A 25,294-nucleotide genomic window follows, 5' to 3' on the forward strand; every position below is an offset into this window, starting at 1 on the left:
GATGCAAATGGCCACTGCACATTCTAAGCTTTCATCGATTAAACGTAAACGGCAAAAAGCAGGATTAAATGAATGGCTGCAGCGCTTGCTTTTGATCTTCTCGCTTTTAGCTGCTGCTGCTGTATTGGTACTCCCATTGTTAATGTTGTTTGTACAAGCATTTATTGATAGTGAAGGCATCTTTATTGGTCTGCAGAATTTTGCAAGCTACTTTCAGTCGGAAATTCTTGTGCAATCTCTAAAAAATACACTTTTTGTTTCAAGCATCACAACAGTCCTGGCAGTTAGTATGGCATTTGTATATGCATTTGCAATCGTTCGGACAAATGTATATGGAAAAGCAATCTTTCGCTATTCTGCTTTGCTTCCGTTATTTGCACCTACGATGATGCACGGAATTGCTTTGATGTATCTATTTGGTAATCAAGGGTTGATTACAAATGGTTTTTTCGAAACGATTCCTGGATTTAAAATCGATCTATATGGACCAATCGGTATCATTATGGCTGAAACAATTTACACCTTTCCTCAGGCTTTTCTGATTTTAATGGTTGCTTTATCAGGTGCCGATCAGCGTCTATATGAGGCAGCTGATTCCATGGGAGCTAGCAGGATAAAAAAGTTTTTCACAATTACGCTTCCAACTGCGAAATACGGCATAATCAGTTCTATCTTTGTCGTCTTTACTTTGAGTTTTACAGATTACGGGGCTCCTAAAATAGTAGGAGGCCAATATAACGTTCTTGCGACAGATGTCTATAAGCAGGTCATTGGCCAGCAAAACATGGGGATGGGCGCCACGGTCGGCATGATTCTCATGCTTCCGGCGATACTCGCATTTGCAGCTGACCAGCTATCACAGCGGAAACAACAAGGGGCAGCCAGTTCAAAAGCAGTTCCTTATCAAATAAAACGCAGCCCTTTAAGAGACCGATTCGCATTTCTTTATTGCTCTGGCATATCATTAGCCGTTTTTGTCCTGTTTTCAGCTGTTTTCATTGCTGCTTGCGTGAAAATCTGGCCATATAACATGACGTTTACTTTAGAGCATTTTGCCTTTGACAGCTTCACGGGCGATGGCTTAACAGCTTATAAAAATAGTGTGCTTGCAGCGATTCTGACAGCGGTCTTTGGAACCATTTTCACGTTCACTTTTGCTTATATGATTGAAAAATTCAGAGGAATGATTGGACTCCGGAAATTGAGCACCTTTTTATCTCTGATTCCACTTGCAGTTCCTGGTCTGGTCATTGGACTCGGTTACATCTTTTTTTTCAGTAAACAAAATCTATCAATCTTTGGATATACGATAGCAAATCCGTTTCATTTTCTATACGGAACCATTGCCATCATTGTCATTGCAAATATCGTTCACTTTTATTCCGTTTCGTTTATTACCGCAACAACGGCATTGAAAAAACTGGACAAAGAATTTGAGCTCGTATCTGAGTCTATGGGCATTCCGTTTTATAAAACCTTCATGAAGGTGACGGTTCCAATGTGTCTGCCGGCCGTTCTTGAAGTAGCGATGTATTATTTTGTGAATGCCATGGTGACAGTTTCAGCGGTCATATTCTTATATACAGCTGATTTTAAACTTGCAGCCGTATCAATCGTAGGCATGGATGATGCCGGGAATTTAGCGTCTGCTGCTGCTATGAGCATCCTGATTGTTGCGACAAACATTCTTGTCAGAGTGAGCTATGAACTGATTGTGAAATGGATGAAAAATCGAAAATCAATGAAGGAGGAACTATAAATGGGGAAAATTGAGGGAGTTATCTTGGATTGGGCAGGAACAACAATTGATTATGGATGCTTTGCTCCGCTCCAGGTGTTTATAGAAGTTTTTCTGAATCGGGATGTAAATATTACAGCAGAGGAAGCGCGCAAGCCGATGGGGTTATTAAAAATTGATCATATACGCGCACTTTGCGAAATGCCGCGCATTAAAGAAGAATGGGTGAATGTTCATGGACAGGAGCCATCTGAACAGGATATCGAAACAATGTATGAAGAGTTTGAAAAGATTTTATTTACTATTCTTCCGCAATTTACATCGCCTCTTCCAGGTGTGGTTCAAACGATACAAAAGCTGCGCGAAAAAGGTTTAAAAATTGGCTCCACCACTGGCTACACAAAAGAAATGATGAAAATTGTGGCGCCTCATGCAAAGGAAAAAGGCTATTTTCCCGATTATCTTTTCACTCCTGATGATGTAAAAGAAGGCCGTCCATATCCGTGGATGACCTACATGAATGCAATGGAGATGGGGATTTATCCAATGAACAAGCTTGTAAAAGTCGGTGATACCGTTTCAGATATGAAAGAAGGCATCAACGCAGGCATGTGGACCATTGGAGTTATTCTTGGGAGCAATGAGCTTGGATTGACTGAAGATGAAGTGAGCAGACTTGACCAGGACGAGTTAAAGGAAAAGATGGATGAAGTCAGGGACCGTTTCTATGGAGCTGGTGCTCATTATGTAATCAATGAATTTGCAGAACTGATTCCTTTATTAGAAGAAATGGAAAAGGGGCTGACAGAACATGAATAATCCATACTTGCTGTTAACACCCGGACCATTATCAACTTCAAAAACAGTCCGCGAGTCGATGCTGAAAGATTGGTGCACGTGGGATAAGGATTATAACGAAATCGTTCAGGAAATTCGAATGAGATTAACAGCTCTTGCAGCTCCTGGTTCAGAAGAATACACGGCTGTTCTCATGCAGGGAAGCGGAACGTTTTCAGTTGAGTCTGTCATTTCAAGCGTAATGCCGAAAGAAAAGGGGAAGCTTCTCGTCGCATGCAACGGGGCATATGGCGAACGAATTGCCGAAATGGCGGTTATCCTGGGGATCCCTGCGATCATTTATAGATCGGATGAGCAGACTGTTTTAGATATCGCGTCCATACAAGAATTACTTGAAACGCATAAAGATCTTACGCACCTCGCTGTCGTGCATTGCGAAACGACAACAGGGATGCTGAATCCGATTGAAGATATATGCCGTCTCGCAAAAAAGCATGGATTAATCACGATTGTCGATGCAATGAGCAGCTTTGGCGGGATTCCGATTGATGTCTCCGCCTTCGAAATCGATTACATGATCAGCAGCGCCAATAAATGCATTCAAGGTGTTCCGGGATTTGGATTTATCATTGCGAAAAAAGAGGAGCTTGCTGCATGCAAAGGCAATGCCAGATCCCTGTCTCTTGATTTATATGATCAATTTGAAACAATGGAAAAACATAATGGAAAATGGCGATTTACATCACCTACACATGTTGTGAGAGCTTTTTATCAAGCACTAATAGAGCTTGAAGAAGAAGGCGGTGTTTTGGCAAGATATGAGCGCTATAAGGAAAATCAGCGCCGCCTTGTTACGGGCATGGGAAGTATGGGTTTTGATGCATTGCTGAATCTTGAAAACCAGTCCCCGATTATTACGGCATTTTTGTATCCTGAAGGTACTTCATTTACATTTGCAGGTTTCTATGAAGCATTAAAACAAAAGGGATTTGTCATCTATCCCGGGAAAATCTCTAAATTAGACACTTTCAGAATCGGAAACATCGGCGAGGTCTATCCGGAAGATATTAATCAATTATTAGCTGCAATTAAAGAGACAACATCAGAAGGGGCTGTGAAACTATGAAAATATTTTGTTTAGGCGGAGCAGGGAAAATATGCAGAGAAGCGATCTTAGATTTAGTGGAGCATTCTGAATTTGAAAGAATCACAGTAGCAGATTTTAACGAAGAAGAAGGCATGAAGGTTGTTGAGTGGCTGAATGATCCTCGAGTCGATTTTGTAAAAGTGAACGTGTTTGATCATGAGGATACAGCCTCCAAAATGAAGGGCTATGATATTGTAATGGATGGCACCACGATAACGCTGAACGGAAAATCAACGGCGTGCATCGCCGAAGCGGGCTGTCATGGCATTAATTTAAACGGCTTTGGAGAAGAGGATTCACAGCACGAATTATTTCAAAGCAATGAAAAAACGTGTCTTCCCGGTTTTGGCATGACTCCTGGCCTGACCCAAATGATGGCGATGCATGCTGCGAATCAGCTTGAGACAATAGAGTCTGTAAGAGTCAGCCACGGTTCTTTCCGTCCTATTGCCTTTTCTCGCTCAATTGCAGAAACAACATCCTATGAGTATGATCCTAATCTTCCATCACGAGTTGTCTTTGAGAACGGTGAATTCATACAAGTGCCCCCGTTTGCGAGACCTATGGAAATAAATTGAGCTTCCCGAGCCATATGGAAGAGGTGTACAGTATATAATTCCGCACTCAGAAACAAAAACACTCGCTCAAGCTTTAAAGCATAAAGGAGTTCAGTTAATCGAGGTCAGAGGAACGTGGCCGCAGCAAAATATGCAGCTAGTGCGGGCGTTATATGATTATGGTATCCTGCGGAATGATAAATTCATTATGAACGGTACAGAAATAGGAATTATGGATTGTATCTCGGAGTACTTATATCAATCAAAAGAGGGCACTGAAACAGAGCAATATGGTTATGCTCTTCATATCCAAGTCATTGGCACAAAAAATGGCGAAAGAGTGGAGCATATTCTAACACATACACACCCTGCTTCAGATGGCAGCGCCCAAGGCTGGGAAGGATTAAGAGCTTATACCCGCAATGTAGCCATTCCATTTGCTATAGCGGCAGAATTGATTGCAAAAGGTGAAGTTGAGAAAAAAGGCATTGTGATTCCAGAGGATGCTTTTGCTGATCCAGTAAAGATATTTAATCAATTAGAAAAACGTGGTATATTTATCCATGAAGAAATCAATAAATTGGTTGAAAATAAACGTTAATATAGGAGTCTGAGGAATGTCTTTATTAGCAGAGGAAAGAAAACGAGTCATTGCGGAGCTAATAGAAAAACAAGGTAAAGTGAAGGTTGGCGATCTGGCTAAGGATTTTGACGTATCAACTGAAACCATCAGGCGTTACTTAGAAGAGCTTGAAAGTGAAAAAAAACTTAAAAAAGTGTATGGAGGCGCCGTAAAGGTATCAGAGGAAAAGGAAGAACCTGCGCTTTTTGAACGGGAAATCATTAGAATTGAAGAAAAACAGTGCATTGCACAAAAAGCTGTATCTTCCATAACTAAAAACGATGTGATCTTTATTGATGAAGGAAGTACGACCTTGCAGATGGTCAGGCCATTATGTGATTGTCCAAATGTGACCGTCATTACAAACTCCTTTCCGGTCGCATCGCTCTTGATATCATACACCAATAAGAATCTATTTGACGGTGAAGTTATTTTTATCGGCGGAAGCGTGAGAAGCAAGCACTACCGTTCATCCGGGGCGATGGCGGAGCAAATGGCGAAAGAATTTTACGTAAATAAAGCGTTCATTTCAATTGACGGCATCTCAGCTGAGGATGGAATTACCTGCTTTGATCTTGAGAAATCCGTTTTGTCAAAAATACTCATCCAGAATGCAAAGGAAGTTTACGTTTTAGCAGATCACTCTAAAATTGGGGCACGCGCCAATTATAAAATGGTGCCAATTGAAAAAGTGGACAAAATTATTTCTAATGCCGAACAGCCTGCAGAATGGAATGTACCTTGTGAATGGATTAACTGTTAAAAAAAGTCGACCGAATGTGGTCGACTTTTTAATACTATCAAAATTTATATACTTGCGCTTTTTTGACAATGATGTTGAATTAATTTGGAAAGCGCTAATTTATTCAGCAATTTAGGAAGACTACTTATTTTCAACACATGGTTTATATACAGCAACTGCTGGATTGGTATTTAGTATGGCTATTAATTGTTCGGACATAAAGCTTGAGCTGTATTTAAATCCGCCATTAATCCATTCTATTACCATGCCAAAAATAGCGTATGAATGATAACTGGCAGTAAGTTCTCTGTTAACGCTGGAATTCGGGGAGCAGTTACTAAGGTCTTGCAAAGATAAGCTCCTAAGAACATCACAAATCCTATATTGGAAACCAGTTAAAACATTAGAATGCACGATTAAGGTATAAAAATTCGAATGTTTATTAACATGTTCAAATACTTTTATTGCATTAGATGTGAGCATGCTTACTTTAAATGTGTCGCTATTTCTATAAGGTTCACGATAGGAATCAATCAAATCAGATATTACCTCATCTATGATTTCATTGAGTACATCCTCTTTATATTGATAATGTTTATAAAAAGTCCCTCGATTTAGGTCCGCCAGCTGTACAATATCAGTAACAGAGATATCCTTGAAATCCTTCTTTTGCATTAATAATAGCAACGCATCTCTTAAGGCTCTCTTAGATTTAACAATTCTTCTGTCAATATTCTCATTTTTATTAGACATAAAATACCTCCAATGTTCAATAAAAAAACTTATTAATCACTTGTGAGTATTATTGTTCATTAATAGACATTTACCGCTTATTTTGCTGATTGAATCTATCATATATAAGTAATTATACTATATGTAAATGTAAGATAATAAACAACTGTTTGATAAAATTAGAATAGAAACGCATTAATAAGGAGGAAACTGAAATGAGACTTCAAGATAAGGTAGCAGTAGTCACGGGTGCAGCTTCTGGAATGGGAAAAGCAATTGCTGTTCTTTATGGAAAAGAAGGAGCAAAGGTAGTAGTTTCTGATATTAACATGGACGCAGCAAATCAAACTGTTGAAGTAATTAAGTCGAATGGCGGGAATGCAATTGCGGTAATGGCAAATGTAGCGAAAGAAGAAGATATTCAATCCCTTATTGATACAGCTGTTAATACTTATGGAACATTAGACATCTTAGTCAATAATGCAGGAATTATGGATAACTTTGAACCTGCTGGTGATATTGAAGATGATAATTGGGAAAGAGTTTTTGCAATAAATACTACGAGTGTAATGCGTGCAACACGTAAAGCTTTACCTATCTTTATAGAGAAGCAGTATGGAGTAATTATTAACGTTGCTTCGGCAGGTGGACTTCAAGGAGCAAGAGCAGGTGCTGCTTATACAGCTTCTAAGCATGCAGTTGTAGGATTCACAAAGAATACTGGATTCATGTACGCACCTAAAGGTATTCGATGTAATGCAATCGCGCCAGGAGGGGTTGAAACGAACATCGGTACTTCAATGACTAATATTAACCATTTTGGTATGGGACGCATACAGCCAGGACTTGGTTTAAATCCTCGTGTTGGTAAACCAGAAGAAATTGCAAACATAGCGCTATTCCTTGCTTCAGATGAATCAAGTTTCGTTAATGGCACAGTCATTACAGGGGATGCAGGTTGGACAGCCTTTTAATATGTAATTTTTTCCGTTTTATAAATGAAAGGCTGCTTTCGCATTGATTGTTGTTTTTGGTTATTAATTGTACCCGAGGATTTCATCTGCAGTCACTTGCTTTCCGCGGGGAGGGATGGGAGCCTCTATTTCCCGCAGGAGACAAGTGCTTTCCGCTATCTAAAAGTAAAAACTTTACGAAAAGAGCCAAATGAAAAAGCCGTTAAGAATTTTCTTGACGGTTTTTTGAGTTTGTAAAGGTTTGTGAACTAATGTACTTATAAACTAACAGAGTTGAAGAAGGTTTATGAATAAAAAGCTAAATAAATTAGGCTGGTGGAAAGGGAGGATCAGTAAAGAATAATTTAATGTCAGTTTTTATTTGTTTAACGATTAGCCGCAAAATAGTTAATAAAATAGTACATATGGATTTATTTTAGAATTAAAAAATAGCGTGCCGACCCTGGTGATGGACAATGCAAAGAAAGTGGGAATAAGCTGATTACAATAAAAAGATTGGATTCAGTAAAGTCGGAAGGGATTTTAAAGCTTGAGGAGGAAAGTAAACGGGGTGGATTTCGTTTTTTGGAAAGACTCGTTTCTGATTATCAATCTGGGGCCAATACGTTTCAAAAGCCAGGGGAAATGCTGTTGGGTGCATATAACGGTGAAACTCTGATTGGTGTAGCGGGCATAAATGATGATCCATATTCACAAAATGAAAAGGCTGGGCGCATAAGAAGGTTCTATGTTTCAAAAGAACATAGAAGACAAGGTGCCGGCGAACTTCAACTCAGAACTCTTTTAAAGAAAGCTGATGATTTCTTTTATGTCGCTGTGCTTAGAACGGATACTAATGAAGCAGCCCTCTTTTATAAGCGTGCAGGTTTTATTGAAAATGGCAAATATGAAAATTCTACATATTATTTAGATTTGACACGAAAGGGGGACATGGAATGAAAACAAAAGACGAAATTCGGCAGGATAAGTGGAGCAGACTTGAAAATGAAAAGCTTGGTGGTTTTCCATTTCCACTAAAGAATAGAATTCCTAACTTTAAAGGAGCCGCTGCCGCTGCAGAATATGCGGCACAGCTTGATGTATACAAGAATGCGGAAGTTATAAAGATTAATCCTGATGCTCCGCAGCTGCCTCTTCGTGCCCGTGTCATTAAAGACGGTAAGATCCTTCTAGTGCCGACACCAAGGTTAAAAGCAGGCTTTATTATGCTGAAAAGAGAATGGGTTCCTGAAGGAGAAGAGCGCAGGGCTGTAAGCTTGAAGAATATTAAACAATATGGAAAAGAGATTCCGTTATCTGAGCTTCCAAGAGTTGATTTAATTGTAGCGGGATCAGTTGCCGTTCAAAAGGATGGAAGAAGAATCGGAAAAGGGGAAGGGTATTCGGATCGCGAATACGCCATCATGAGAGAGCTGGGAAATCCTCATGTTCCAGTCATCTCAACGATTCACAGCATCCAAGTGACAGAAGAAGAGTTTGAGGTAGATACATATGATTTGCCTGTGGATTTTATCGTAACAGAGCTCGGTGTAATTGAGACGAACACACCATACAGCAAGCCAGACGGCATTCACTGGGATAAGGTAACGGAAGAAGAGAAAAAGGAGATGCCGGTTTTAAATGAGATTTGGCAATTAACGAAAAAAACCTAAATTTCAGGCAGTTTTCACGTTTCCGCTTTTTTGTTAAGATAACATGTATTGTAGATAGGCTGTTTCCGCAAGAATTGTTGTTTTGTAATTAGGGTTTCATTCGCTTTTATAAAATCAGGTTTGATTTTACACCCTATTTTATATTGAAAGCAGCAGATTCTTAAAAAAAAGTCTGAACAAAAGAGCATAGAACATGAGTGAGGAGAGACGAGCATGAGTTCAAATATTAAAAAGCCAGATAAAGGAAATGAAGAACTGGCCAGAGGACTTAAATCAAGGCATGTAACTATGATTGCCCTTGGCGGTGCGATCGGAGCAGGCATTTTTCAGGGCAGCAGTTCATCGATTGAGCTTGCAGGACCTGGAGTTATATTATCTTATTTATTAGCAGGAATAATCTTATATTTTGTCATGCAGGCCATGGCTGAAATGGCTGTTCAGCAGCCAAAAGCAAAAACACTGAGAGATTTAATTCAAACCATTCTTGGTCCATTTGCCGGATTTTTTGCCGGATGGATTTACTTTATCAGCTGGATGCTTGTTATGGCTGCAGAAATGGCAGCGGCAGCTGGATTTTTGCAATATTGGTTCCCGGATACACCTTTGTGGATGCTATCGTTGATCGTTTCAGTTTTGATAACTGTCATTAACTTATTTGCCGTTAATATCTTTGGGGAGACAGAATACTGGCTATCTGCTTTAAAGGTCTCGGTTCTTACACTGTTTATTTTACTGGGGGGAGTCCTGATTTTTGCCGGATTCAATGGGGAAAGCGCTGCAGGATTTGCCAATCTTACTGAGCACGGCGGGTTTCTTCCGTTTGGAATATCCGGTATTGCCGCTTCAATGCTAGTCGTCATGTTTTCTTTTGGCGGAACGGAAATGATCGGGATGACGCTTGGGGAAACACAAAACCCGGAAAAGGTCATACCGAAAGCGGCACGCAGCGTTATTATCAGAATATTGGTCTTTTATGTCCTTCCAATTCTCGTGATTGTCAGTCTGATGCCGTGGAATGAAGTGGGCAAGCAAAGTCCGTTTGTAACGGTATTCGATACGGTGGGCATCCCTTATATCGGCGGATTTATGAATTTTGTCTTGCTTACTGCAGTTATTTCGGCTGCAAATACAGGAATGTACGCAGCATCGCGCCTGCTTTATACACAAGCGCTGGATGGAAATGCACCACAATTTTTCTCGAAATTATCATCGAAAAAAGTGCCTGTAAGAGCCCTGCTTGCAAGTACTTCCTTTTTGTATATCGGCGTGATTATCGCAGTATTTGCTGAAGGTGAGACGTTTGGATACCTTATGGTCGTTCCTGGATATGCGATTCTTTTCATCTGGATCATGCTTACGATTGCCCATTTGCGAAGCCGAAAACAAGGTATTCCCCTTAATGGCTTTTATGTAAAGAGCTTCCCATATACTTCGTGGTTCTCTTTACTCGCCTTACTTGCCATTCTTGCTGGAATTCTAATTACATCACCGCCTGTTGGCACGTTTATCGCGCTTGCGATATGCATAATATTGACTCTGATTTATTTAATAGGTGCAAAAAAATAATCCAAGGGACGCGTTCCCTTGGTTTTTTTATGCCTTTTGACTGGAAGACTTAGGCTGATTTTGGCAATCTTTTTTCTTGTAGAAAAAACGATAAAGCAGGAAGATGCCAATTGCAATTCCAATCGCAATAAAAATATATGTCTGCATATCCGACATGAAAGCAGATATTGATTTTAGATTTCCGATCTGACCTAACCACAGCATAGTCAGATTCAATGGGAAAATCCCCAAAAAGGTAAGTCCTGCAAAAGGAAGCACTTTGACCTTTGATAAGCCTGAAACATAGGAAATGTAGTTGCCGATTCCTAAGGGACGTGCGATCGAAATGCTCCAGAGTCCGCATTTTTTGAACCATCGCTGTGTCTTTTCAAACGTTTTTTTCTTTTTCGTCAGCTTCTTTTTCATTTTATGCTCTAATTTATATCCAATCCAATAAGGAATAAAACTGAATACGGTGTACACAAGACTGCCTAAAAGGGCAATCCATATTAATTGGAGAATTGATAAATCCAGTAAATAGCCATATGCAAGGGTGATAAGCGAACCTGGAAAAGGCAGGGATGAGGCTTCAATCGCAAGACCTGCCATTAGACCCCATATTCCAAATTCCCTCAATAGATTTATGATGAAATCTAACATTCGATCTCCTTTCTCCTTTTTCGTCTTCTTACCATGAAAATACCCCTTGCAATGAATATCAAACTGGTACTTTCAGGAGAAGGTTAATCCGGGCAAAACTTTTTCTTTCTCCTGCAGACACGCATGGCATTGATTTCCCCGCCAAGCAAAATGGAGAAGGCAGTAAAATAAAGCCAGATCAGCAAAATAATAATTCCGCCTAAACTGCCATATGCAGCATTAAAGCCTTTGAAGTTTTCAATATAATAAGAAAATCCATAAGAGCTGATATGCCACAGTGTTGTTGCTAACAGCGATCCGAAATAAATATCGAAAAAACCAAGTTTTTCATTTGGAGCAAAGTAGTAAAGAGCAAGTAAGACTAGATTAATCATAAAGAATGAAAGGATCCATCTTGCCTGATTCAAAATGAGATTTAAATTTTCAAGAAATGGCACAAAGCGAGTCACGCTATCGATAATGACTTTACCGAAAACAGGAAGCACCAGAGCGATTGTAATGGTTATAATCAGCCCTGCAGCCAAAAGCAGCGCATCAATTCTCACTTTGAAAAAGGGACGCGTTTCTTTGATCTCAAGTGCACGGTTAAAAGCCCGAATTAAAATATGAGTCGCGTTGCTGGCAGACCAAAGAGCCGCAATGAGTCCAAATGAAAGAATATAACTGTTTGTTTCGCCAAATAGGCTTGCGATCTGTCTCGTAAGCAGCTCAGCTGTCTCTGAAGGAACGTAATGCTCAATCCAGGTAAGCAGAGGAGAGACATTGAGTGAAAAATAAGGAAACAGTGCAATTAAGAAAATTAGCAGCGGAAAAAGAGACAGTAAAAAGTAATAGGCAATGACCGCAGATAAATCGTTAAGTTCATGCTGATGAATTCTTCTAAGTAAATCTTTCATAGTCGTCCTCCTATAACCTTTTTAATTTCCCCATGAGATATATAGGATAAACGTGAAAAGAAAAAGAATAGATGGCAAAATGTAAAAAAAGCTGCCTCTTTAATAAGAAGCAGCCTTTTATTCAGAGTTTAATTTCTGTCTCCACGCCATAATGGTCTGAAACGACAGGTTTATTTTCTCCATTAAAAATTACCTGTGAAGATAAAACCTCAACAATTTTACTTGATAGAATCAAATCAATTCTTAAATCTTTTTTATTCTGATCCCAGCCGGCAATCTTGCCTTTGACTGTGATGCCTGAATCCTTTTCTTTGGCCAGTTCATACGTATCAAATAAATCATGTGACAGTAAGTAATCATAGCCTTCATCTCTTATTTCTGTGCTGTTGTTGAAATCGCCCATTAAGAAAAATGGGTGAGAGCGATCCAGCTTTTCAATAAGAGAATCCAGCTGGAATTTACATGGCTCCTCTTCGTCATGCCACCAGCCAAGGTGACATGAGTAGAAGGAGATCAATTTCTCATTGTACTTGATTGTCGCACGAACGATAGAACGTGTTTTCCAATAAGAGGTGTCTTGTCCTTTTGTAACAAAGAAAACCTCTTTATTGATAACGGGATGTTTTGTGAGAATAGCCAAGCCTTCTTCATAGCCAGGATACCCAATATGAGCAAAGCCCCAGACAAGTTGGTAATCGGTTACACCAATCTGTTTTAATTCATCAAGAAGAACTAACGCATAATTGTTCTTTTTAACCTGATCATAAACGATGGACTCACCTTCAAGCTGGCTGACTTCCTGAAGGGCAATGACATCATATGATTTTTCTTGGATTGTTTTTGCCAGTGTTTTGATTTTCTCCATCTGGTTTTCTTCTTGCCAAGAGTGACAATTAAGCGTTAATAATTTCATGTTTAAGCTCCTAACGTATCTTGAATATCAGATTTTAATACATCTGCTTTCGGTCCGTAGATTGCTTGTACGCCTTTGTCTTTAATGATTAAGCCAAGAGCGCCATTTTCTTTCCATTGCGCCTCGCCGGCAACCTTGCCTGAATCTTTTACAGTTACACGAAGGCGGGTCATACATGCATCCACATCTTCAATATTAGCAGATCCGCCAAGCAAAGCAATGATCGCAGAAGCTTGTGAACTGCTGTTTGCTTCACCTGAAGCTTTTGCAGCAGGCTCTTCAGACTCAATATAGTTTCCGTTGCGTCCTGGAGTAGGGAAGTTGAACTTCTTGATCATGAAGTTTGCAATTGCAAAGTTAAGCCCGAAGAACACTAAACATGCAAGTACAAAGTTCACAATATCCATCCATAATCCAGCTTTGATGATCATAGGAGTACGTGTCAATAATTCAATAAAACCGAATGAGTGAACACGGATGTCGATAATATCTACGATTGCGAATGCAAAACCTGTTGTAATCGCATAGACAACATATAGAACTGGAGCAGCAAACATGAACATGAATTCGATTGGCTCAGTTACACCTGTTAAAAATACTGCGAGTCCAGCAGATAAGAACATTGATTTATATTTTTTACGTTTGTCTTTATCAACGTTGCGGTACATTGCATAAGCAATACCGATTAATGATGCAGTCGAAAGAATCATTTGTCCAACCTTAAAACGGGCCGGTGTTACGTCATTAAGCAATTGGTTATAGCTTGCAGTGTCTCCTGCAGCCAAGAAGTTGTTTAAATCAGCAATCCATGCAAGCCATAGTGGATCTTGACCTGCTACAGTAGAACCAGCGCTTCCGCCAGTCAGAATTTCGTATGTTCCGCCAAGAGACGTATAGTTCATCGGTACTGTCAGCATGTGATGCAGACCGAAAGGAAGAAGCAGGCGCTCTAATGCACCAAAGATAAATGGTGCAACGATTGGAGCTGTGTTGCGGGAAGTTGCAATCCACTGACCGAAATCATTTAATAAACCTTGGATAAATGGCCAAACTAGTGATAGCGCGACAGCGGTTACAACAGAGCCCCCGATAACAGCGAAAGGCACAAAGCGTTTTCCGTTAAAGAATGAAAGGGAATCTGGAAGCTTATTGTAGTTGTAGTATTTATTGAACAGGTTTGCACCTAAGAAACCTGCGATAATTCCAACGAATACTCCCATGTTCAAAGCAGGCGCGCCTAAAACGGAAGTAAAGTAATCTTTAACAATTAATTCTTGTCCGAATAATGAGCTGACAGTTGCTTCAGGATCTGCAAGCATCGCAGAGTTCACACCGAAAATAGCTCCTGTAATACGATTTATTAGAATAAATGCGATTAATGCTGCAAAGGCACCGCCAGCGCGTTCTTTTGCCCAAGAACCACCAATGGCTACTGCAAAAAGGATGTGGAGGTTCGTAATGATTCCCCAGCCAATGTCTTCCATCACTCGTGCAATCGTTTGCACCAATGTGATATCTCCGCCTGACATGGCAATTAACTTGCCCAGTGAAATCATAATTCCGGCTGCTGGCATAACTGCTACAACAACCATCAAGGCTTTACCGAATTTTTGCCAGAAATCGAACGATAATAAGTTCTTCATCTTTTGCCCTACTTTCCCTTATTAAATATTAATGGTGTAAACGAATTCATAATAAGGCAGAATTGCTTACTTATTTTCAAATAATGAATTGTGCAATTAAGAGTGCAAAATGTGCAATCGCTTGCATAAATCTTATTTTAATTAAAGGGCTTTCATATTGCAACAAAAATGTTTGATGTTTTTCATATTTTTATAGAATATTTTTTTAATAGCCCTAAATTAACATAGTACATATGAATTAGACGTAATTTCTTTCATTTATATTTTTTCCATATAGAAAAGTTCAAGAAAGTTTTGCTTGTAGTAAATGTTTGTTTCAATAGAAATGCTATACTGTAATGATATCGGATTTGATCTTTTTTATAAATATTACGTAGTTCTTACTATATTAGCTTAGTTATTTAGGAGGTACCTGTGACTACTCAACTTGAATGTATAACAGAGGCTGAGCAATTCATCAGACAATGTTATGGTGAGCTTGGCAAAACAGAGGAAGATACAACTGCCCGGCTGCTGCAGATTAAGTCTTCTCTGGAAAAAACCAATCAATATGAATTAACGTTTGAAGAACTTGAGCATGGAGCGAAAATGGCGTGGAGAAACAGCAACAAATGCATTGGCCGGTTATTTTGGAATACGCTCAAAGTAATAGATGCAAGAGACCTTACGTCAGAAGCAGAAATCAGAGACGCTCTTTTTTCGCATATTGAATTTGCGACGAATAAAGGCAGAATCCGTCCGACGATTACGGTATTTAAACCGAAGGAGGCTGGAAGTTCAGCTGTGCGAATTTGGAACCATCAGCTGCTGAGATATGCGGGATATGAAACAGAGCATGGTATTTTAGGTGATCCTGGTTCAATCGCTTTTACGAAGAAATGTGAAGCGCTTGGATGGAAAGGAGAGGGAACGCAATTTGATATGCTTCCTCTTGTCATTCAAGTTGGTGATCGAGATCCAATGTGGTTTGAAATTCCTGCTGAGATTGTGCTCGAAATTCCGATTTCCCATCCGCAGCAACCGGCATTCAGCGATTTGAATATACGGTGGTATGCGGTTCCGATTATATCGGATATGAGTCTTGAAATTGGCGGGGTGACATTTCCTGCTGCACCATTTAACGGCTGGTATATGGGAACGGAGATTGGTGCCAGGAATTTAGCAGATGCAGACCGCTATAATCTGCTTCCGAAAGTGGCGTCCATTTTAGAATTAGATACTTCTTCTAATGTAACGCTCTGGAAAGACAAAGCGCTTGTTGAATTAAATGTCGCTGTCCTGCATTCCTTTAAAGAAGCAGGAGCAAGCATTGTTGATCATCATACCGCTGCCCAGCAATTTAAACGCTTCGAGCATAACGAAATGACAGAGGGCCGGGATGTAACTGGAGATTGGACATGGCTGATTCCTCCAGTTTCACCTGCGACGACTCATATTTTTCATAACCAGTATGAAAATAAAATCGTGAAGCCGAATTATTTTTATCAGGATCGCGCTTATTAGGACAAGCTCTCGCAGGGGCTTGTTTTTGTTTTCTATTAAGGAAAGGAGAGGTGAAGTTTATTTAGGAGGGAAATGGAAAAAGGAAAGTAAACTGCTTAATCCAGCAAGTATAGGAATGTTTTTCGCCAGTAAAATGACTTTTTGGAAAGTATTTGAGCAGATTTGGAAAGTAACTCGATTTAATTGAAAACAGGGTGTGAAAACCATTGATTTGCCAAGTGCAACTAGAAAAAGGGACATTCTGCTTCAGGTAGAACCGGTTGCCGAGATTAGCGTATGTCACTCAATTAGGCGGCAACTGGAAGAGTGCACAGAAAAAGTGGTTTATCGCACAGTAAACTAATGGTATCGCACAGAAAGTTGAATTGGCGCACAGAACTGTACTGTAGATCGTTCTTTACACGAAATAGTCGGACTTGAAAGCCTAATCGCAAGCAGAGAACGGAGGAAAGTGTGATCTTTTACTAAGGCTCTTTTCGTAAAGTTTGCTGCTTTTAGAAAAAAATGGTTAAAACCTTTAGTGGATTGGAGCGGAAGGCACTTGACTCCTGAAGGAAATAGAGGCTCCCATTCCTCCCCGCGGAAAGCAAGTGCCTGCAGCGAAAATCCACGGGTACAATTAATAACCAAAAACAACAATCAATGCGAAAACAGTTAAAAAAAAGACCATTCTCATGGTCAATTTTGATTTTTAAGTTGAAGTCTAATTTTAATCAGATTGAAAAACAGAGTTTCCAGATTATTTAATGTACAATTTTAAATTCAGAAAATGTCTCTGAATGCAGTTCTCCTTTCACTGACATGTCGTCTACCTTCGCATAACGATTGCCTTTCTTTAAATCCTTTAGAAAATCTTCTAATTGCTTGTTCTCTCCCTGAGCCATAATTTCAACGGAGCCGTCTTCTCTATTTTTAACCCAGCCAGTCAGATCATTTGCTGAAGCCATCATTTGGGCATGAAAACGGAAGCCTACTTCTTGTACGCGGCCGTTTACAATTATATGCAAAGTCTTCATAGTAAAATCGCCTCCAATTTGTCTTTTCCCGTTGTTTTCTTATTATAATCAAAATATAAGTGATACAAAGGAGATGATGCAGTTGAAATGGGAGATAGAAGGATACATCGTATCAGATGAAAAAACGATGCTTCAAATGGATAGAATAGAAGCTTGGATCAGCGAAGCGTATTGGGCAGCAGGCCGCTCTAGAGAAATCATTGAAAAGAGCATCCGGCACTCCTTGTGCTTTGGAATGTATGATGCAGATGGAAGGCAAATAGGATTTGCCAGAGTCATTACAGATCAGGCGGTTTTTTCTTGGATTATGGATGTGATCATCGATCCAGAATTTAGAGGAAAAGGCCTGGGAAAAAAGCTCGTTGACTGTATAACCGCGCATCCGGACATTAAACATACAAAAATGGGGTTAGCGACAAAAGATGCTCATGGGCTTTATCGGCAGTTTGGCTTTGAAATAGATGAGTGCATGAGAAGGCCTCTCTTATAAAAATATCTGCCCGTATGCAAATATAAGCAGCGGGCAGTAAATCTTTCTAATGTATAATTCCTGTCCTGAGTCCGACAGCCACAGCCTCTGCGCGATGCTTCACTCCTAACTTCCGAATGACGGCACTTATGTAATCCCGGACTGTAAACTCGCTTATCTTCATGTATACAGACATCTCTTTCATGCAATACCCATTTGCGAGATGCTGAAGCACTTCCGTTTCCCGATTGCTTAATATGTGGTTTGAAGGGGGAGCTACAAATTCTTGAAAGTAGTGGGATAGCTGTTCTACGTGATTTTGAATCGAATGTTCACGGCCAGTATATTGGTCTGCGAGAACACAGCCTATGACGTTGCTTGTTTGACTGATTGGAATGATAGCAAGAGTTGAAAGCTTAAATTGATTAATATATTTTTTTGGAAAAGGTACGTTGTTTTGTGTGAGGTCAACGAGCTGGAGCTGGTTATTTGCCAGGGCATTGTATATTGGAGGAATATAGCGGACATCTTCCTTTATCCAATGCATGGATGTAATTTTTTCTTTGTCTGCCTGAATGAGACCTTCTCCTACATAACTGAAGGAAGAGTAAGTAAAGATAGTAGCACGCTTGAATGGGAAAAATCGAACACATCCCTTAACCATCCGTTCGGTCCGTTTCATAAAATCTTGAATCCGAGCAGCATCATTAATGTATTCCCTTACTTTTGCATCTAGCATTCGACAAATTCCTCCCCTACCTTTTCAGTACTATTTCACTTATCCCTACCATTGTAAAATAAAAATGTAAGCACTTACAAATAAAAAAGTCAGACTATTAAAAAATTTTATGTCCGGGAGGGAACGATGAACAAAAGAGAAATCATTACGACAAGCAGCAGAGGTATAAATGAAGAATCTTTGCCTTACCGTCTATTTCAGAAGGCGAAGCGGTTTGGGATTTGGAATCCGTCTGATATTGATTTCACGCAGGATACGCAAGATTGGCAAGGATTGAATTCGGCTCAGAGACACGAAGTTCTTCGGTTAATCTCTCAATTCCAGGCGGGTGAAGAAGCGGTTACGTTAGATTTATTGCCTCTTATGATGACAATTGCAAAAGAAGGCCGTCTGGAAGAGGAAATGTATTTAACTACTTTTTTGTTTGAGGAGGCGAAGCACACGGAATTCTTCCGGCTTGCTCTAAATGCGATTGGTGAAAAAGGGGATCTCTCATCCTTCCATACTGACACGTATAAAACGATTTTTTATGAGCTTTTGCCGCAGACAATGGAACGTCTCATTCATGATCAATCTCCTGAAGCGGTGGCTGAAGCGTCAACCGTATACAACATGTTTGTAGAAGGAGTTTTGGCTGAAACAGGATATTTCTCGTTCTATCGCTCACTTGAAAAAGCAGAAATCATGCCCGGGTTATTAAAAGGAGTCGGACTTTTGAAGAAGGATGAGTCAAGGCATATCGGCTATGGAACGTTTCTTCTTCAGCGTTTAATCAGTGAGCATGATCATATTTTTGGCCTTGTTTCAGAAAAAATGCAGCAGCTTACTCCTTATGCGATAAAACTTAACCAGGAAGGCATGTCAGGAGAACAAAATGCATTTGGCAATACGCTAGATGAAACAATGAATTTTACAATGAGACAATTATCCGTCCGCATGGACATTCTTGCAAGAGCCCGCGGAAAGAGAATGGAAGATATTCAAAAAATGACAGAAATAGAGGTTGGTATTGTTTAAGTCATTTAAAGGAGGAAGAAGCATGACTGTAAATGTAAATATTATGACAATGCCTCTATTTATTAATGGGAAATGGGAGGAGTCTGTTTCTAAAGAAACCTTTGATATTTTTAATCCTGCAACCGGAGAAATCGCGGCAAAAGCAGCTAAGGGATCAAAGGATGATGTGGATAAAGCGGTACTTGCTGCAAGACACGCATTTGATCAAACAGAATGGAAAAGCATGAAACCGAAAGAGCGCGGAAAGGTGCTGAATGCGATTGCCCATCAAATCATTCAGCATGCTGAAGAGCTCGCATACTTAGAGTGCATCAGCTCAGGAGGGACCATCCGACGCATCTCGTCAAATGATATTTTGCAAATGGCAGACTTATTTCAGACATTTGCGAAATTTGCAGCAGATTATCCCTACTCTGAAACGCTGCCAAATCCCCCATTTCCAGGTCCTGCACATAACTTCATATGGAGAGAGCCGATAGGAGTCTGTGCTGCCATCACACCTTGGAATATGCCGATGCTGATTGCATCATGGAAAATTGCTCCTGCCCTTGCAATGGGAAACACTTTAGTAATCAAGCCTGCAACTTACACGCCATTATCGACTTTGAAGCTGGCAGAAATCATTTCAAAAGTAGTACCTCCAGGTGTAATCAATGTCGTGACAGGTCCTGGCGCAGAAGTTGGCGAAGCACTCGTCCGTCATCCGCAGGTAGATAAAGTCGCATTTACCGGTTCAACAGAAGTTGGACGAAACATTATGAAACTTGCAGCTGAAACGGTTAAAAACACAACACTTGAGCTCGGAGGAAAATCGCCGAATATTATTTTTGAGGATGCAGATCTTTCTCTCGCTTTACCTGGAAGTCTTTTTGGAGTATTCCTGCATTCTGGACAGCTATGTGAATCAGGTACTCGCTTGTTCGTACCCGAAAGCATGCATGATGAGATCGTGGAAGGTCTGCTTGCACTGACAAAAAAATTGAAGCTTGGCAATCCGCTTGAAGCATCAACAGATGTGGGTCCTCTTATATCTGAAAAGCAAAAAGATTCGATTCTGGCATATATTCAATCTGGAAAAGAAGAGGGAGCTACACTAGTTTGCGGAGGTAAAGAAATAAAAGTTCCAGGATGTGAGGGCGGGCATTTCATCGAACCAACAATCTTCACAAATGTTACAAATGAAATGAAAATTGCACAAGAAGAAATATTTGGACCAGTCTTATCAATTATCAAATATTCTGACGAAGAAGAAGCTATCAAAATGGCAAATGACACAATCTATGGATTAGCAGCCGGCGTTTGGACAAGGGATGTTAACAAAGCATACGAAGCAGCAAGAAAGCTTCAGGCTGGAGTTGTTTGGATCAATGACTGGCACATGCTCCGCAATGATGCACCGTTCGGAGGCTACAAACAGAGCGGAATTGGCCGTGAAATGGGCCAGCATTCCCTAGATGCTTATACACAAGTAAAGCATGTTCACACATCAATGGTATCTGATCTTCATAAACGCAGCTGGTACGGTATTTTGTTTTCTGAACAAAATCAAATGGAAACTAGAGGTGAAGAATGATGCTGACAACGACATTTTCACAGTTCATGCTGCGCTCCGGCATCTACAGCGGATCGAATACAAGGGCAATGGTGCCTGACCTATTTCGCGGACTCGGGGCAAAAAGGGTTGTTCTTTTCAGTGATCGCGGTCTTGAAAAAGCGGGAGTTGTGAATAAGGTTTCCCAGATTTTCGAGCTGACGACTCATGGAACTGGACCAGAGCTTGTTGGAATCTATCTTGATATTAAGCAGGATGCTGAAAGCGGCTGTGTAAACGATGCAGTCCGCTATGCCAGAGAAGCAGGAGCTGATGCCTTGCTTGCAGTTGGAGGCGGAAGTGTATTAGATACAGTGAAAGGAGTAAAATACTGTCTTCATAAAGGGATTACAGATATAAAAGAGGCAATCCCCGGCGGATTTTTAATGGAATCTTTTCCTGAAGCCGTTCACATTCCAATTCCGCACATTGCGATCCCGACTACAGCAGGAACGGGATCTGAAGTCTCGCCAATTGCCGTTATCTACAATGAAGAATTGAAATTGAAAACAAATATTATTAATCCATTTATCAGCGCGGATATCGCTGTGCTGGATCCGGATCTGACAGTGGGACTTCCACCTGACATAACGGCTTTCACAGGGTTTGATGCCCTCACACATGCGATTGAGGCTTTCGCTTCGCCAAATGCAACGGCATTAACGGATGCCCATGCCTTGCAGGCCGTTCGGTTAATTGAAAAAAACTTGTTAACCGCTGTTTCAAATGGAGAGAACGTTGAAGCAAGGATGGACATGCTTCATGCAAGCTTAATGGGAATCACAGCTTTTAGCTTCGCATTGAACGCCATACCGGTTCATAATTTTGCGCATGCATATGGAGCCATGTTCCGTATCCCTCATGGCCTTGCAAATGCAGTCTTTTTATCGGCTGTCATGGAGAGCATACCATCCTTATACCTGCCAAAAATAAATCAGCTGGCAGAAGCATTGAATGTGGAAACTGGAAATGAGGAGGGTCCGGAAGTATTAAATAAAGTCATTAATAAAATTAAGCTGCTGCAGCATAAAGCAGGGCTTCCATCTGATTTTTCAGAGTACGGAATTTCAGAAAGAGATTTAGAGAAGGTCATACCGGCTGTTGCACTTGATCCTGCTGCAGTGTCCTTTCCAATGCCGCCTGAGCTGATTCAGGCAATCGGACAGAAGGTTGTCCCTATAGGGGTGAAATAAGCAGAAAGAAAACGAGCCGGTTAAAGGTAAGGTGTTTTCATACATGTGCTCATAAAAAAAACAGACCAAATAAAAAATGAAAAGCAGTGGATTTCAGGAATGGAATCTGCTGCTTTTGTTATTCTAAGGCTATGTTCGCCATAGATTGTTGTTTCCTTTAGGCAGACATGTTCGCAATGAGGAGACAGCAGTTGTTCTGCTTTCTGATATGAACAAAAAAATAACAATTTGAACGTATTTAAAACGAGTGAAAAGCAGCAAAGTGTTAGAAAGCCAATATAAATATCAGCCCGCATGCAAATAAAATGCAGCGGGCTTTTCTGTTTTTTCATGACTCAGGATAATAAACAATCATACTTAAATTTGTGAGTTCCTTACCTGGGTTTAAATAGGAATGGGGATTGTCTGCTTTAAATTTAATTGAATCTCCAGCTTGTATAATGTGTTTCTTATTTTGAACCGTTAGACAAAGTGTTCCGCTGAATACAGTTATGCATTCAATGGTTCCCGGAGTATGGGGATCTGCATTTAGGCTTGCCATAGGCTCCATTTCAACCGAGTATGATTCAAAAGGCTTTTGATCTTCGAAAGGAAAATAAGGATATAAACGATATCTTCCATTATCTTCGAGAAGAGGCTGTATCTCTTCTTTTTTAACCATTTCTGTATCGGGAGTCTCATATTCAATCAGTGAGGTAAATGGGATTTTTAAGCCATTGGCAATTTTCCAAAGTGTCGAAATGGTTGGATTGGATTCTTCTTTTTCTATTTGACGTAATAAGCTCTTGCTGACTCCTGAGAGGAAAGATAGTTCATCTAAACTCATTTTTCTTTTTTCTCTTATTTTCTTTATATTACTTGAAATGATGTTATGTATTTGTTCCATACATAAAACCTCCTCTTGAACATTATAATGTCTATATTGTACAATATAATAAAATATTATAATGCGCTTTTCGATCATTATAATAATTTTATCACATTAAAGAAATTGTGGGTGAGAGTTTGAAACGTATTCATTATAGTTGGGTTATTTTATCTATTACATTCTTCTCAATTATTGTTGCAGGAATTGTCCGGTCATCGTCGGGTGTGTTCATTGTACCCTTTGAAACTGAGTTCGGATGGGATCGTTCCATTATCTCATTAGCCTTTGCAGTAAGCCTGCTTCTTTATGGGCTTTCAGGTCCCTTTATGGCGGCACTGATCGAGGTTTTAGGATTAAAGAAGATGATGGTTTTGGCGATGACAACTTTACTGGCAGGAGTTTCGCTCACCTATTTCATGGAACAGCCTTGGCAGTTAATTTTAATTTGGGGAATAATTATCGGGTTAGGATCAGGACTCTTTTTAACCGTTTTAAGTCCATATGTGGCAAATCGATGGTTTGAAAAAAGGAGAGGGCTTGCAGTTGGAATATTAACGGCAAGTACAGCGACTGGCCAGTTAATACTGCTGCCAGTGTTAGCATTTATCATCGAAAATCATTCATGGCGATTGGCGATTGCCCTCATTTTGATTCTTAGTATCATTCTGCTGCTGATCATTCTGCTATTTATGAAAAACTCACCAAAAGAAATAGGGATTCTGCCATATGGGCTTGAAGATGAAGCGCAAGAAAAACAACCCATACAAAAGGAAAATCCGATCGTAATGGCTTTTCAGTCGTTATTTGAGGCAGTAAGAGTAAAAGAATTTTGGTTATTAGCGGGCAGTTTTTTTATATGCGGTCTTTCAACAAGCGGACTTATCGGCACCCATTTCATTACTTACTGTATTGGTTTCGGGTTTGCTGCTGTAACAGCAGCTTCCATGCTTTCTTTTATGGGAGTATTTGATTTGATCGGAACGACCCTTTCAGGCTGGTTATCAGATCGGTTCGATAACCGCTGGCTGTTGTTTTGGTATTACATTCTTAGAGGTGCTTCCCTTATATTGCTTCCTTTTGCCTTATCCGAAGGTTCTATTACCCTTCTCATGATCTTCACTGTATTTTACGGATTAGATTGGATCGCGACCGTACCGCCAACTATCAACATTTCCAGGCAAGTCTTTGGGGTGGAAAAAAGCGTCATTGTTTATGGATGGATCTTTGCAGCGCATCAAGCTGGTGCAGCAGTGGCAGCTTTTGGCGGAGGTTTAATTTATAATGTCTTTAATTCTTATACATGGGCATTTTTTCTTGCAGGCATGTTTTGTCTGCTGGCCAGTTTGTTTGTCATTGTGATAAAAAAACACAAATCAGAGTTTGCGAGATAAGTTAGGAAGTTTCATAGGTTTTAATTATCGGGAGTCTAGATAAAATTAGCAGGGCAAAACGAAATGTTTATCCTGTGCTCCTCGTTTTCTCTCTTTTCTATAAAGAATTTTTCTTTTAATAGATTCTGATTGGCAAAGGCACAAACAAATACTGTCTCTGAAACTTTTCAATGTGTAATAGACAATTTTATGGCAAAATTAAAGGTAAAAATATAAACAGGATGGTGCCGCGATGAAAACATATAGAATTGAGTCAATAAACGCCGGTATGCCAAGGGCCGTTTTATATAACGGCAAGGAAATCGAAACCGGGATATACAAGGAGCCTGTGAAAAATCCGCTTTTTTTAACTAAAACGAATTTTGAAGGAGATGGGCAAGCAGATCTTGTGAATCACGGAGGCATCGACAAAGCCGTTTGTGTGTATTCATTTGATCACTACCCATATTGGGAAGATGCTCTTGGAATGGCCTTAAATCCAGGTGCTTTTGGAGAAAATCTAACGGTGAGCGGCATGACTGAGGAAGATGTGTGCATCGGAGATATTTTTCAGCTGGGAGAATCTATAGTAGAAGTGAGTGAGCCGCGACAGCCATGCTTTAAGCTGGCAATGAAACATCAGGTAAAGGATCTGCCTGTCCAATTTCAAAATACAATGTTCACGGGTTTTTATTTTCGTGTTTTGGAAGAAGGAAGAGTAAGCTATGAAGATGAAATGAAATGCATTCACACTCAAAAAGATGGGGTCACGATCGCTTTTGCCAATCAAATAAAATACCACGATAAGAAAAATACAAAAGCTATCGAGAGAATACTAGAAGTAAAAGCTTTATCAGACAGCTGGCGAAAATCGTTTGAAAAGCGGCTAAAGGAACATTGAAAAGCACA

23 protein-coding genes and 1 pseudogene are annotated in these 25,294 nt (G+C 40.0%); 16 read left to right on the forward strand and 8 right to left on the reverse strand.

Features of this window, described 5'->3' with window-relative positions; genetic code table 11:
* Nucleotide 1: 1 nt before the first annotated feature.
* From CYJ36_RS18105 to CYJ36_RS18125, 5 genes and pseudogenes are all read left to right on the forward strand, one after another.
* On the forward strand, nt 2–1,759 hold the full coding sequence (locus CYJ36_RS18105) for a putative 2-aminoethylphosphonate ABC transporter permease subunit (RefSeq protein WP_101568760.1): 1,758 nt from the start codon (nt 2–4) through the stop codon (nt 1,757–1,759).
* A complete protein-coding gene (gene phnX, locus CYJ36_RS18110) occupies nt 1,760–2,557 on the forward strand; it encodes a phosphonoacetaldehyde hydrolase (protein ID WP_101568660.1) in 798 nt (265 codons plus the stop codon).
* Nucleotides 2,550–3,662, forward strand: coding sequence for a 2-aminoethylphosphonate--pyruvate transaminase (gene phnW, locus CYJ36_RS18115; protein ID WP_101568661.1), 1,113 nt, complete (start codon nt 2,550–2,552; stop codon nt 3,660–3,662). The genes phnX and phnW overlap by 8 nt, the downstream gene beginning before the upstream one ends.
* A pseudogene (locus tag CYJ36_RS18120) lies at nt 3,659–4,841 on the forward strand (saccharopine dehydrogenase family protein). The gene phnW and the pseudogene CYJ36_RS18120 overlap by 4 nt, the downstream one beginning before the upstream one ends.
* Before the next feature lie 16 nt (nt 4,842–4,857).
* Nucleotides 4,858–5,625 (forward strand): DeoR/GlpR family DNA-binding transcription regulator, encoded by a 768-nt coding sequence (locus CYJ36_RS18125; protein WP_101568662.1) that lies wholly within the window; start codon nt 4,858–4,860, stop codon nt 5,623–5,625.
* Nucleotides 5,626–5,745: 120 nt separating this feature from the next.
* Here the strand turns inward: CYJ36_RS18125 and CYJ36_RS18130 are convergent, their stop codons facing one another.
* Nucleotides 5,746–6,357: a TetR/AcrR family transcriptional regulator gene (locus CYJ36_RS18130; RefSeq protein ID WP_101568663.1), complete on the reverse strand. Its 612-nt coding sequence runs from the start codon at nt 6,355–6,357 to the stop codon at nt 5,746–5,748.
* Nucleotides 6,358–6,551: 194 nt separating this feature from the next.
* On the opposite strand from CYJ36_RS18130, the gene CYJ36_RS18135 reads away from it, so the two are divergent.
* From CYJ36_RS18135 to CYJ36_RS18150, 4 genes are all read left to right on the forward strand, one after another.
* Entirely contained in the window at nt 6,552–7,310 is a 759-nt protein-coding gene (locus CYJ36_RS18135; protein WP_101568664.1) for an SDR family oxidoreductase, read from the forward strand.
* Between the two features lie 495 nt (nt 7,311–7,805).
* Nucleotides 7,806–8,249, forward strand: coding sequence for a GNAT family N-acetyltransferase (locus CYJ36_RS18140; RefSeq protein WP_101568665.1), 444 nt, complete (start codon nt 7,806–7,808; stop codon nt 8,247–8,249).
* Nucleotides 8,246–8,962 carry a 5-formyltetrahydrofolate cyclo-ligase gene (locus CYJ36_RS18145; protein ID WP_101568666.1) on the forward strand — a complete coding sequence of 239 codons (717 nt, stop codon included), beginning with the start codon at nt 8,246–8,248 and terminating at the stop codon, nt 8,960–8,962. Before CYJ36_RS18140 ends, CYJ36_RS18145 begins: the two co-directional genes overlap by 4 nt.
* A gap of 213 nt (nt 8,963–9,175) precedes the next feature.
* Nucleotides 9,176–10,528, forward strand: a complete 1,353-nt coding sequence (locus CYJ36_RS18150; RefSeq protein WP_101568667.1) for an amino acid permease — start codon at nt 9,176–9,178, stop codon at nt 10,526–10,528.
* A 27-nt stretch (nt 10,529–10,555) separates the two neighbouring features.
* Here the strand turns inward: CYJ36_RS18150 and CYJ36_RS18155 are convergent, their stop codons facing one another.
* The 4 genes from CYJ36_RS18155 to CYJ36_RS18170 all read right to left on the reverse strand — a co-directional run bounded on the left by CYJ36_RS18155 (nt 10,556) and on the right by CYJ36_RS18170 (nt 14,619).
* Nucleotides 10,556–11,167 carry a DedA family protein gene (locus CYJ36_RS18155; protein ID WP_101568668.1) on the reverse strand — a complete coding sequence of 204 codons (612 nt, stop codon included), beginning with the start codon at nt 11,165–11,167 and terminating at the stop codon, nt 10,556–10,558.
* 83 nt (nt 11,168–11,250) lie between these two features.
* The gene (locus CYJ36_RS18160) at nt 11,251–12,063 is read right to left on the reverse strand and encodes a YihY/virulence factor BrkB family protein (RefSeq protein ID WP_101568669.1); all 813 of its coding nucleotides are present in this window, start codon (nt 12,061–12,063) and stop codon (nt 11,251–11,253) included.
* A 121-nt stretch (nt 12,064–12,184) separates the two neighbouring features.
* On the reverse strand, nt 12,185–12,976 hold the full coding sequence (locus tag CYJ36_RS18165; RefSeq protein WP_101568670.1) for an endonuclease/exonuclease/phosphatase family protein: 792 nt from the start codon (nt 12,974–12,976) through the stop codon (nt 12,185–12,187).
* A gap of 2 nt (nt 12,977–12,978) precedes the next feature.
* Nucleotides 12,979–14,619 (reverse strand): PTS transporter subunit IIBC, encoded by a 1,641-nt coding sequence (locus CYJ36_RS18170; RefSeq protein ID WP_101568671.1) that lies wholly within the window; start codon nt 14,617–14,619, stop codon nt 12,979–12,981.
* Nucleotides 14,620–15,033: 414 nt separating this feature from the next.
* Between CYJ36_RS18170 and CYJ36_RS18175 the strand changes: the two genes are divergently transcribed.
* Nucleotides 15,034–16,122, forward strand: a complete 1,089-nt coding sequence (locus CYJ36_RS18175; protein WP_219621121.1) for a nitric oxide synthase oxygenase — start codon at nt 15,034–15,036, stop codon at nt 16,120–16,122.
* A gap of 743 nt (nt 16,123–16,865) precedes the next feature.
* On the opposite strand, the gene CYJ36_RS18180 is transcribed toward CYJ36_RS18175, so the two are convergent.
* Entirely contained in the window at nt 16,866–17,138 is a 273-nt protein-coding gene (locus tag CYJ36_RS18180) for an acylphosphatase (RefSeq protein WP_101568672.1), read from the reverse strand.
* A gap of 82 nt (nt 17,139–17,220) precedes the next feature.
* On the opposite strand from CYJ36_RS18180, the gene CYJ36_RS18185 reads away from it, so the two are divergent.
* Nucleotides 17,221–17,628 carry a GNAT family N-acetyltransferase gene (locus CYJ36_RS18185; RefSeq protein ID WP_374702827.1) on the forward strand — a complete coding sequence of 136 codons (408 nt, stop codon included), beginning with the start codon at nt 17,221–17,223 and terminating at the stop codon, nt 17,626–17,628.
* 46 nt (nt 17,629–17,674) lie between these two features.
* On the opposite strand, the gene CYJ36_RS18190 is transcribed toward CYJ36_RS18185, so the two are convergent.
* Nucleotides 17,675–18,346 (reverse strand): response regulator transcription factor, encoded by a 672-nt coding sequence (locus CYJ36_RS18190; RefSeq protein WP_101568674.1) that lies wholly within the window; start codon nt 18,344–18,346, stop codon nt 17,675–17,677.
* Between the two features lie 126 nt (nt 18,347–18,472).
* Here CYJ36_RS18190 and CYJ36_RS18195 point away from each other — a divergent pair, with 126 nt between their 5' ends.
* The 3 genes from CYJ36_RS18195 to CYJ36_RS18205 are packed head-to-tail and all read left to right on the forward strand — an operon-like array spanning nt 18,473 to nt 22,147.
* A complete protein-coding gene (locus CYJ36_RS18195) occupies nt 18,473–19,363 on the forward strand; it encodes a R2-like ligand-binding oxidase (protein ID WP_101568675.1) in 891 nt (296 codons plus the stop codon).
* A 22-nt stretch (nt 19,364–19,385) separates the two neighbouring features.
* Nucleotides 19,386–20,936: an aldehyde dehydrogenase family protein gene (locus tag CYJ36_RS18200; RefSeq protein ID WP_101568676.1), complete on the forward strand. Its 1,551-nt coding sequence runs from the start codon at nt 19,386–19,388 to the stop codon at nt 20,934–20,936.
* Nucleotides 20,933–22,147 (forward strand): iron-containing alcohol dehydrogenase, encoded by a 1,215-nt coding sequence (locus CYJ36_RS18205; protein ID WP_257962527.1) that lies wholly within the window; start codon nt 20,933–20,935, stop codon nt 22,145–22,147. The genes CYJ36_RS18200 and CYJ36_RS18205 overlap by 4 nt, the downstream gene beginning before the upstream one ends.
* A gap of 328 nt (nt 22,148–22,475) precedes the next feature.
* Here the strand turns inward: CYJ36_RS18205 and CYJ36_RS18210 are convergent, their stop codons facing one another.
* Complete coding sequence (locus tag CYJ36_RS18210; RefSeq protein WP_101568677.1) at nt 22,476–23,033, reverse strand: helix-turn-helix domain-containing protein; 558 nt, start codon at nt 23,031–23,033, stop codon at nt 22,476–22,478.
* 119 nt (nt 23,034–23,152) lie between these two features.
* On the opposite strand from CYJ36_RS18210, the gene CYJ36_RS18215 reads away from it, so the two are divergent.
* Nucleotides 23,153–24,406 carry an MFS transporter gene (locus tag CYJ36_RS18215; protein ID WP_101568678.1) on the forward strand — a complete coding sequence of 418 codons (1,254 nt, stop codon included), beginning with the start codon at nt 23,153–23,155 and terminating at the stop codon, nt 24,404–24,406.
* Between the two features lie 232 nt (nt 24,407–24,638).
* Complete coding sequence (locus tag CYJ36_RS18220) at nt 24,639–25,286, forward strand: MOSC domain-containing protein (RefSeq protein ID WP_101568679.1); 648 nt, start codon at nt 24,639–24,641, stop codon at nt 25,284–25,286.
* The last annotated feature ends 8 nt before the right edge of the window (nt 25,287–25,294 follow it).

Origin of the sequence: Bacillus sp. UMB0893 (assembly GCF_002858905.1) — a bacterium.
GTDB lineage: Bacteria > Bacillota > Bacilli > Bacillales > Bacillaceae > Bacillus_P.

Excerpts from the sequence above, each read along its gene's own strand:
- CYJ36_RS18145 (WP_101568666.1), top strand. The coding sequence starts at position 8,246 with ATGAAAACAAAAGACGAAATTCGGCAGGATAAGTGGAGCAGACTTGAA.
- CYJ36_RS18135 (WP_101568664.1), top strand. The coding sequence starts at position 6,552 with ATGAGACTTCAAGATAAGGTAGCAGTAGTCACGGGTGCAGCTTCTGGA.
- CYJ36_RS18130 (WP_101568663.1), bottom strand. The coding sequence starts at position 6,357 with ATGTCTAATAAAAATGAGAATATTGACAGAAGAATTGTTAAATCTAAG.
- CYJ36_RS18200 (WP_101568676.1), top strand. The coding sequence starts at position 19,386 with ATGACTGTAAATGTAAATATTATGACAATGCCTCTATTTATTAATGGG.
- CYJ36_RS18180 (WP_101568672.1), bottom strand. The coding sequence starts at position 17,138 with ATGAAGACTTTGCATATAATTGTAAACGGCCGCGTACAAGAAGTAGGC.
- CYJ36_RS18205 (WP_257962527.1), top strand. The coding sequence starts at position 20,933 with ATGATGCTGACAACGACATTTTCACAGTTCATGCTGCGCTCCGGCATC.
- CYJ36_RS18195 (WP_101568675.1), top strand. The coding sequence starts at position 18,473 with ATGAACAAAAGAGAAATCATTACGACAAGCAGCAGAGGTATAAATGAA.
- CYJ36_RS18105 (WP_101568760.1), top strand. The coding sequence starts at position 2 with ATGCAAATGGCCACTGCACATTCTAAGCTTTCATCGATTAAACGTAAA.
- CYJ36_RS18170 (WP_101568671.1), bottom strand. The coding sequence starts at position 14,619 with ATGAAGAACTTATTATCGTTCGATTTCTGGCAAAAATTCGGTAAAGCC.
- CYJ36_RS18125 (WP_101568662.1), top strand. The coding sequence starts at position 4,858 with ATGTCTTTATTAGCAGAGGAAAGAAAACGAGTCATTGCGGAGCTAATA.
- phnX (WP_101568660.1), top strand. The coding sequence starts at position 1,760 with ATGGGGAAAATTGAGGGAGTTATCTTGGATTGGGCAGGAACAACAATT.
- CYJ36_RS18190 (WP_101568674.1), bottom strand. The coding sequence starts at position 18,346 with ATGCTAGATGCAAAAGTAAGGGAATACATTAATGATGCTGCTCGGATT.
- CYJ36_RS18160 (WP_101568669.1), bottom strand. The coding sequence starts at position 12,063 with ATGAAAGATTTACTTAGAAGAATTCATCAGCATGAACTTAACGATTTA.
- CYJ36_RS18210 (WP_101568677.1), bottom strand. The coding sequence starts at position 23,033 with ATGGAACAAATACATAACATCATTTCAAGTAATATAAAGAAAATAAGA.
- CYJ36_RS18155 (WP_101568668.1), bottom strand. The coding sequence starts at position 11,167 with ATGTTAGATTTCATCATAAATCTATTGAGGGAATTTGGAATATGGGGT.
- CYJ36_RS18220 (WP_101568679.1), top strand. The coding sequence starts at position 24,639 with ATGAAAACATATAGAATTGAGTCAATAAACGCCGGTATGCCAAGGGCC.
- phnW (WP_101568661.1), top strand. The coding sequence starts at position 2,550 with ATGAATAATCCATACTTGCTGTTAACACCCGGACCATTATCAACTTCA.
- CYJ36_RS18150 (WP_101568667.1), top strand. The coding sequence starts at position 9,176 with ATGAGTTCAAATATTAAAAAGCCAGATAAAGGAAATGAAGAACTGGCC.
- CYJ36_RS18165 (WP_101568670.1), bottom strand. The coding sequence starts at position 12,976 with ATGAAATTATTAACGCTTAATTGTCACTCTTGGCAAGAAGAAAACCAG.